Here is a 7037-nt window from a genome sequence, read left to right as displayed (position 1 = left end):
GCGTCACGGCCTGCTCGGGCGTCCGCGCGACGGTCGTCGGCTTGCGTGCCGCCCAGAGTTTCGCGAGCGTCTTGTCCATCGCCGCCGTCATCCGCTTCAGCACCGCGGCGCGCGGTTCGTCCCGCGTGTAACTGTAGCTGTCGGGCAGCACCGACCCCTCCGCCGGTACCGGGATCGGGCCGGTCAGCAGCTTGTTGGCCATCAGCTTTTCGTAGACGATGATCGACGGCGTGCCCTCGGGGATGGTCACGAAACGCTGCATCGTCTTGCCCGATTGCAGCAGATCCAGGATCGCGTGTGCGCTCGCGCCCTTCGGCACTTCATATTCGCCGGCACGGATCACACCCTGGCCGCCGAACACCCGCGCAAGGATCAGGAAGCGCTGGGCGGAGGCGACCGCGCCGGCCTTCTCCAGCTCCCGCGCGGCTGTGCGCAGCGTGCCGCCTTCCGGCACGATCACGCTCAGCGTCTTGGGCGCCGGGCCCGGGCCGTTCCAGGCATAAAGCGCCGCCCCGCCTGCGACGACGAGCACGGCGAGGGCAAGAAGGATCAGGCGGCGCATCAATTGCGGCTCCTAAACCATCCCGTTCGTCCCGAGTAGCCGTCGAGTAGCGAGCGCAGCTCGCGTATCGAGATGGCATATCGAGGGAACGCATCCCTCGATACAAGCCCTCGATACGCTGCTAGCGCAGCTACTCGGTCTCTACTCGGGACGAACGGAGTGGGAAAATGCGCAGGCGCTAAATCGCTCTCAGCACCAGGCTGGCATTGGTGCCGCCGAAGCCGAAGCTGTTGTTCAGCACCGCCTTGACCTTCCGCTCCTTGGCCTTGTGCGGGACCAAGTCGACGCCCTCGACGCCTTCGCTCGGATTATCGAGGTTCAGCGTCGGCGGGACGATCTGGTCGCGCATCGCGAGGATGCAGAAGATCGTCTCGACCGCTCCGGCGCCGCCCAGCAGGTGGCCGATCGCCGACTTGGTCGAGCTCATCGATAGATTGGCGATGTTGTTGCCGAACAGCCGCCGGACCGCACCCAGCTCCAGCTCGTCGCCGAGCGGCGTCGAGGTGCCGTGCGCGTTGATATAGTCGATGTCGCCGAGGTCGAGGCCGGAGCGCTCCATCGCGACCTTCATCGCCCGGAACGCGCCCGCGCCTTCCGGATGCGGCGCGGTGACGTGATAGGCGTCGCCCGACATGCCGTAGCCGATCAGCTCGCCATAGATTTTGGCGCCGCGCTTCTTGGCGCGCTCATATTCCTCGAGCACGACGACGCCCGCGCCCTCGCCCATCACGAAGCCGTCGCGGTCCTTGTCGTAGGGGCGCGAGGCGCGCTGCGGCTCGTCGTTGAAATTGGTCGAAAGCGCGCGTGCCTGGGCGAAGCCGGCGATGCCGATCGGGCAGATCGCGCCTTCCGCGCCGCCAGCGACCATCACGTCCGCGTCGCCGAGCTGGATCATACGTCCGGCGTCGCCGATCGAATGGGCGCCGGTCGAGCAGGCGGTCACCACCGCGTGATTCGGGCCCATCAGTCCGTATTTGATCGAGACCTGACCGGAGATCAGGTTGATCAGGCGGCCGTGTACGAAATGCGGGCTCACGCGGCGCGGCCCCTTGTGCTCCAGCACCAGCGATTCGCTCTCGATGCCCGGCAGGCCGCCGATGCCGGCGCCGATCGAGCAGCCGGCGCGGAACCGGTCTTCCTCGCTCATGTCGGTCAGCCCGGCGTCTTCCAGTGCCTGGCCGGCGGCGTCGATGCCGTAGATGATGAACGGGTCGACCTGGCGCTGGACCTTGTGGTCGACGCGCTTGTTCGGATCGAAGCCATATTCGTGGTCGGCCGGCTTCACTTCGCAGGCGACGCGGCATTGATAGTCGGTCGCGTCGAAGCGGGTGATCGTGCCCGCGCCCGAGCGGGACGCCTTGATGTTGGACCAGCTGGTCTCGACGTCGCCGCCCAGCGGGGTGACGAGGCCGATTCCGGTGACGACGACTCGGCGCATGCGCAAACTCCAGTGCGTAAAGCGAAACGGCCCCCCTGCCCGCATGTGGGCCGGAGAGCCGTTCGATCAAGCTGGGCGAGTGAACCCGCCCGCGGGCTCAGCCCTTGTTGCTGTCGATATAGTTGATCGCGTCCTTCACGGTCGTGATCTTTTCCGCGGCGTCGTCCGGGATCTCGACCCCGAATTCCTCCTCGAAAGCCATCACGAGTTCGACGATGTCGAGGCTGTCGGCGCCGAGATCGTCGATGAAGCTGGCGTCCTCGGTGACCTTGTCCGCTTCGACGCCGAGGTGCTCGACGACGATCTTCTTCACCCGGTCGGCAGTCTCGCTCATGGAGTATCCTTTATGTTGATCTTTAATCCCGCACCTAATCCGCCACCCGAACGCTGGCAAGCCCCGCGCGGCTCCCTTGGGGTGGCTTGTGGCTGCGCCCTCTCTTAAGGCGCGCTGAATGGATTCGACCGATTTGAAGGCGCAGCTGCGCACGGAGCTGAGAGCGCGGCGCGATGCGATGGTGGCCGTGCTCGACTCGGCGGCGCGGCTGTTCGCTTTCCACGCGGCACCGACTCCGCTGAAAGCGCTGATCGACAGCGCGAGCTGCGTCGCCGGCTATCGCCCGCAAGGGAGCGAGGCCGATCCTGCCGCGCTGCTCGACTATGCCTTGCAGGCGGGCAAGACGGTTGCCCTCCCCTATGTGGAGCGGCGGAGCGTGCCGATGCGCTTCCTCGCCTGGGCACCGGGCGATCCGCTGGTTGCCGGGCAATGGGGGCTTGAGCAGCCCGATCCGGCGACAGCGCCCGAAGTCGCCCCGGACCTGTTCCTCGCCCCGCTGCTGGGGTTCGACCGGCGCCTGCACCGGCTCGGCCAGGGCGCCGCCTATTACGACCGCGCCTTCGCCCGCTATCCGGACGCCGTGCGAATCGGAATTGCCTGGCATGTGCAGGAAGTCGATCTGGTGCCTGACGATCCGTGGGACGTGCCGCTGCACGCAGTGCTGACCGAACGGGAGTGGATCCGGTGATCGATCCCCCTGCCCGCAGCGTCATCGGCATCTTCGCCGTCCTCGCGCTGATCGCCGGATGGGCTGTGATCGTCGCAAGCTTCAGTGCGGAAATCGCGCAGCTCTGGGGCCCCCTGCAGCTGCTGATCTACATCCTGGCCGGGATTGCCTGGGTATTCCCCGCGATGCCGATCATGCGCTGGATCGCGACCGGCCGCTGGCGGCGCTAAAATATGGGAAATGGCGCGAGTGACGGGGCTCGAACCCGCGACCTCCGGCGTGACAGGCCGGCGCTCTAACCAACTGAGCTACACCCGCGCTTCGGTGAGGCGGGCCGGTTAGGGGAGCCGCCCCACGCTGTCAACGCTCAATCGTTGGTCAGTCGTCGGGATCGCCGGGATCGGGAGAACCCGCGACCAGCGTGCCTTCTTCGAACAGGAATCCGGCGATGTCGGGCTTGCCCGCGGCGCCGGCGATCGTCTGGATGATGATCAGCAGCGGCACCGCCAGCAGCGCGCCGGGCGTGCCCCAGACCCAGCCCCAGAAGCTCAGCGACAGCAGGATCAGAAGCGGGTTGATCGTCAGCCGCTTGCCGAGAATCGCGGGGGTGACGGCGTTCGCCTCAACCACGTGCAGACCGATCTGGATGGCGGCCGGGGTCAGCGCCAGCCAAACGTCCGAAAAGGTCATCAGCCCGCCCAGCGCGAGCAGGATCGCCGCGAGGATCGGGCCTATATAGGGGATGTAGTTCAGCAGCGCGACGATGCCGCCCCACATCAGCGGCGACGGCATGCCGATCAGCCACAGAGCCGCCGAGACCAGCAGCCCCAGCGTCACGTTGATCAGAGTGATCGTGCCCAGATAGGCGGAGGTCGAATCGACCACGTCCTGGATCACACGCGCGGTCGCCAGCGCACCGCCGAAGCTGCCGCGCGAGGTGATCGTCCGCTCCCGCAGCCGCGTCCAGCCGCACAGGAAGAAATAGACGACCAGGATGCCGAAAAAGAGCTGAATGGCCGCGTGCGGGGCGGACGAGACATAGTCCATGATCGAGCTCGGCGCCTGCACGGCCGACGCCTGGGCGGCGGCGACGGGACCTTTCGCCAGCATCTGGACCGTGTCGTCGACGAACTTCTGCAGGTTGGAATAAAAGTCGATCACCGGCGCCAGGTTGGCCTGGATCTGCGGGATGCGCTGAGGCAGCGCCTGGAACCATTCGGTCGCAGGCACGACGATCGAGGCAAGCGCCGCATTCGCGATCACCAGAAAAAAGAACAGGCACAGGAATGCCGCTATCCCGGAGGGGACGCGCCGCCGCTCCAGCCATTCGAGCAGGGGCACCAGCGCGATCGCGATCACCATCGCCGCGGTCACGGGCAGCAGGAACTCGGACGCGGCGCGGAGCGCGAACGGCAGCCCCAGCAACAGGCCGACCCCCGCCATCAGAGTCAGCCCGGCAAGCAGCCGCACCCGCTGCCGCTCGAGACTCGGCTCTGCCACGCGCCGGATGCGATCCAGGGGGGCCGGCCGCGGCCGCGGTTCCACCCGCTCGGATTGTTCGACGCGCATGCGGTCGTTATGCGCACAAGTCCCTTTCAACCGCTAGATGGGAGGCGCGGGGGATTTGATGGCCGAAACCATCCTGGTGATCGACGAAGGGACGACCTCCACAAGGGCGATGCTGTTCGCGCTGGAAGGACGATGTCTTGGCTGCGCGCAACGGGAGCTGACGCAGCATTATCCGGCGCCGGGGCTGGTCGAGCACGATGCCGCCGAAATCTGGCAGCGGACGCTCGAATGCACGCGCGAAATGGTCGATCTGGCGGGCGGGGCCGAGCGCGTCGCGGCGATCGGCATCACCAACCAGCGCGAGACGATCGTGTTCTGGGACAAGAACACCGGCGAGCCGCTCGCGCCTGCGATCGTCTGGCAGGACCGGCGCACGGCGGATTTGTGCGCTGCGCTGAAGGAGCAGAGCCATGAGCCTGCCGTGCAGGCCAAGACCGGGCTGCTGCTCGACCCGTATTTCTCGGCTTCGAAGATCGGCTGGGCGCTCGGCAATTGGCCGCAACTGCGCGAAGCCGGCGACCGGCTCGCAGTCGGCACGGTCGAATCCTGGCTGGTCTGGAAACTGACCGGCGGCCTCCACATCACCGACGCGACCAACGCGTCGCGCACCGCGCTGATGGCGATCGGCAGCGGCGGCTGGGACGACGGGCTACTCGCGCTGTTCGGCGTGCCGCGCGGCGTTCTGCCCGAGATCGTCGACTGCGCCGGCCGCTTTGGCGAGACGAACCTGTTCGGCGCAGCGATCCCGATTTGCGGGCTCGCCGGCGACCAACAGGCTGCGACGATCGGGCAGGCGTGCCTGGAGCCCGGCGACACCAAGGCGACCTACGGCACCGGCGCCTTCGTGCTCACCGCGACCGGCACCGCTCTCCCCACATCCCGCAACCGCCTGCTCGCAACAGTGGCGTGGCAGCTTGGCGGGCAGCGGCATTATGCGCTGGAAGGCAGCGTGTTCGTGGCCGGCAGCCTGATAAAGTGGTTGCGCGACGACCTCGGTATGCTTGCCAGCGCCGGCGAAAGCGAGGCCCTCGCCCGCTCGGTGCCGGACAATGGCGGGGTTTACCTGGTGCCCGCCCTCTCCGGCCTCGGCGCCCCCTGGTGGCGGCCCGATGCGCGCGGGGCGATTTCGGGACTGAGCTTTTCGGCAAGGCGCGCGCACATCGTCCGGGCGGCGCTCGAGGCCCAGGCTCACCAGACGCACGATCTGAAGACAGCGTTCGCCGGCGACGGCTGCGACTGGACGCGGCTGCGCATCGACGGCGGCATGGCGGCAAATGACTGGCTGGCACAGGACTTGGCCGACATGCTCGACGTCGAGGTGGAGCGGCCGGCATTCGTCGAAACGACCGCGATAGGGGCGGCGATGCTGGCCGGCGTCGGCGCGGGGCTGTTCAATTCGTTGGCCGACGCGGCGGCGCTGCGAGGCGAAACGCGCGTGTTCCGCCCTGGACTCGGCGAGAACCAGCGCCAGGCGCGGCTCGACGGCTGGTCTCAGGCGATGCAGGCGGTGCTCGGTTGAGGCGAAGCCCTATTCCTCCTCGTCCTCATCCTCCTCGAGCAGGTCGGGATCGTCGGCATCGAACGCGAGGTGTTCTTCGAGAGACTCGCTGATCAGGTCGAGCTGCTCGAAACTCGCCGTCAGCTCCAGCGTGTCTCCGTCCTCGTCCTCGATGTGAATGACATAGTCGTCGCCGCCCCGCTCGATCGTGAACCGCGAAAGTGCCTTGGCCATGCGCAAATTCCTCCTGGTGCGGCCCTCACAACGCACGATTGGGATTCAGGGTGCATGGATTTTCGAGCGACTGCCGGAGCCGCGGCAAACTGCCCTTTTCGCGTGCACGCGCGCTTGCTAGAGCGCCATCCACATGCGGCCGCTCGCGTGGTCTGAGCGCCGCCAACCAAAGCAAAGGGGGAATCCCATGACCGCCGTCGGCCAGGACACGCTCAGCACTCGTTCCACGCTCCAGGCGGGCGGCAAGACCTACGCCTATTATTCGCTCGACAAGGCCGCGGCGAAGATCGGCGACGTCTCCGCCCTGCCCTTTTCGATGAAGGTGCTGCTGGAAAACCTGCTACGCTTTGAGGACGGCGAGACGGTCACGGTCGAGGATGTCCGCGCGCTTGCCGACTGGCAGAAGGAGCAGCGGATCAACCGCGAGATCCAGTATCGCCCCGCCCGCGTGCTGATGCAGGATTTCACCGGCGTCCCCTGCGTAGTCGACCTGGCGGCGATGCGGGACGCGATGAACCGGCTTGGCGGCGACGCGCAGAAGATCAACCCGCTGGTGCCGGTCGATCTGGTCATCGACCATTCAGTGATGGTCGACGAGTTCGGCAACCCCAAGGCGTTCGAGGCGAATGTCGACCTCGAATATCAGCGCAACATGGAGCGGTACGAGTTCCTGAAATGGGGGTCGAAGGCGCTCAACAATTTCCGCGTCGTGCCGCCGGGCACCGGCATCTGCCA

At 66.8% G+C, this 7037-nt stretch carries 9 protein-coding genes and 1 tRNA gene; 4 read left to right on the top strand and 6 right to left on the bottom strand.

The window, feature by feature from the left end; translation table 11 throughout:
• The 3 genes from VFT73_RS02635 to VFT73_RS02625 all read right to left on the bottom strand — a co-directional run.
• Window positions 1-562: endolytic transglycosylase MltG (locus VFT73_RS02635; protein ID WP_326408596.1), on the bottom strand; the 562-nt coding region annotated here is incomplete at its 3' end.
• A 178-nt stretch (window positions 563-740) separates the two neighbouring features.
• Window positions 741-2000 (bottom strand): beta-ketoacyl-ACP synthase II, encoded by a 1260-nt coding sequence (fabF, locus tag VFT73_RS02630; RefSeq protein ID WP_326408595.1) that lies wholly within the window; start codon window positions 1998-2000, stop codon window positions 741-743.
• Between the two features lie 97 nt (window positions 2001-2097).
• Complete coding sequence (locus VFT73_RS02625) at window positions 2098-2334, bottom strand: acyl carrier protein (protein ID WP_046348156.1); 237 nt, start codon at window positions 2332-2334, stop codon at window positions 2098-2100.
• 118 nt (window positions 2335-2452) lie between these two features.
• Here VFT73_RS02625 and VFT73_RS02620 point away from each other — a divergent pair, with 118 nt between their 5' ends.
• Window positions 2453-3022: a 5-formyltetrahydrofolate cyclo-ligase gene (locus tag VFT73_RS02620; RefSeq protein ID WP_326408593.1), complete on the top strand. Its 570-nt coding sequence runs from the start codon at window positions 2453-2455 to the stop codon at window positions 3020-3022.
• Window positions 3019-3231: a DUF2842 domain-containing protein gene (locus VFT73_RS02615; protein ID WP_326408591.1), complete on the top strand. Its 213-nt coding sequence runs from the start codon at window positions 3019-3021 to the stop codon at window positions 3229-3231. The genes VFT73_RS02620 and VFT73_RS02615 overlap by 4 nt, the downstream gene beginning before the upstream one ends.
• Window positions 3232-3242: 11 nt before the next feature.
• On the opposite strand, the gene VFT73_RS02610 is transcribed toward VFT73_RS02615, so the two are convergent.
• Window positions 3243-3319 (bottom strand) — tRNA-Asp (locus tag VFT73_RS02610).
• Between the two features lie 60 nt (window positions 3320-3379).
• The gene (locus VFT73_RS02605) at window positions 3380-4444 is read right to left on the bottom strand and encodes an AI-2E family transporter (protein ID WP_326408597.1); all 1065 of its coding nucleotides are present in this window, start codon (window positions 4442-4444) and stop codon (window positions 3380-3382) included.
• 184 nt (window positions 4445-4628) lie between these two features.
• Between VFT73_RS02605 and glpK the strand changes: the two genes are divergently transcribed.
• The gene (gene glpK, locus VFT73_RS02600; protein ID WP_326408589.1) at window positions 4629-6089 is read left to right on the top strand and encodes a glycerol kinase GlpK; all 1461 of its coding nucleotides are present in this window, start codon (window positions 4629-4631) and stop codon (window positions 6087-6089) included.
• A 9-nt stretch (window positions 6090-6098) separates the two neighbouring features.
• On the opposite strand, the gene VFT73_RS02595 is transcribed toward glpK, so the two are convergent.
• The gene (locus VFT73_RS02595; RefSeq protein ID WP_326408587.1) at window positions 6099-6302 is read right to left on the bottom strand and encodes a hypothetical protein; all 204 of its coding nucleotides are present in this window, start codon (window positions 6300-6302) and stop codon (window positions 6099-6101) included.
• Between the two features lie 187 nt (window positions 6303-6489).
• Between VFT73_RS02595 and VFT73_RS02590 the strand changes: the two genes are divergently transcribed.
• Window positions 6490-7037: aconitase family protein (locus tag VFT73_RS02590; RefSeq protein ID WP_326408585.1), on the top strand; the 548-nt coding region annotated here is incomplete at its 3' end.

It is taken from the genome of Sphingomonas sp. (genome assembly GCF_035758555.1).
Lineage (GTDB): Bacteria > Pseudomonadota > Alphaproteobacteria > Sphingomonadales > Sphingomonadaceae > Sphingomonas_B.
The sequence above is the reverse complement of the archived record's forward strand: the minus strand, read 5'-3'. Positions and strand labels throughout refer to the sequence as shown.

What these genes read in the sequence shown, in the direction of transcription:
- fabF (WP_326408595.1), bottom strand. Translation starts at nt 2,000, where the DNA reads ATGCGCCGAGTCGTCGTCACCGGAATCGGCCTCGTCACCCCGCTGGGC.
- VFT73_RS02625 (WP_046348156.1), bottom strand. Translation starts at nt 2,334, where the DNA reads ATGAGCGAGACTGCCGACCGGGTGAAGAAGATCGTCGTCGAGCACCTC.
- VFT73_RS02620 (WP_326408593.1), top strand. Translation starts at nt 2,453, where the DNA reads ATGGATTCGACCGATTTGAAGGCGCAGCTGCGCACGGAGCTGAGAGCG.
- VFT73_RS02605 (WP_326408597.1), bottom strand. Translation starts at nt 4,444, where the DNA reads ATGGCGGGGGTCGGCCTGTTGCTGGGGCTGCCGTTCGCGCTCCGCGCC.
- glpK (WP_326408589.1), top strand. Translation starts at nt 4,629, where the DNA reads ATGGCCGAAACCATCCTGGTGATCGACGAAGGGACGACCTCCACAAGG.
- VFT73_RS02595 (WP_326408587.1), bottom strand. Translation starts at nt 6,302, where the DNA reads ATGGCCAAGGCACTTTCGCGGTTCACGATCGAGCGGGGCGGCGACGAC.